General features: G+C 44.0%; 1 rRNA gene. It reads right to left on the bottom strand.

Annotated elements, in window-relative coordinates:
- Positions 1–188: 188 nt before the first annotated feature.
- Positions 189–243: ribosomal RNA gene (locus tag C173_RS26100) — 16S ribosomal RNA — on the bottom strand; the annotation flags it as partial.

Below are 243 nucleotides of genomic sequence, written 5' to 3'. Positions count from 1 at the left end.
TTTCAAGGATCAAGTTGCTGTTATTATGAAACAATCACGACTGTGATGTTCGGAATAACAGACAGTGTTACTTGAGAGCTTAAACTCTCAAAACTGACCAACGAGTGAGTATTCGAACCCAAGGGTTCTATTGTGGAAGCGAAGCTTCCGATTTGAATGTCTTCGTTGCAGAAGACGATTCTCCATAGAAAGGAGGTGATCCAGCCGCACCTTCCGATACGGCTACCTTGTTACGACTTCACC

Origin of the sequence: Paenibacillus sp. FSL R7-277 (assembly GCF_000517965.1) — a bacterium.
In the GTDB taxonomy this organism is placed as follows: domain Bacteria; phylum Bacillota; class Bacilli; order Paenibacillales; family Paenibacillaceae; genus Paenibacillus_AQ; species Paenibacillus_AQ silagei.
The sequence above is the reverse complement of the archived record's forward strand: the minus strand, read 5'-3'. Positions and strand labels throughout refer to the sequence as shown.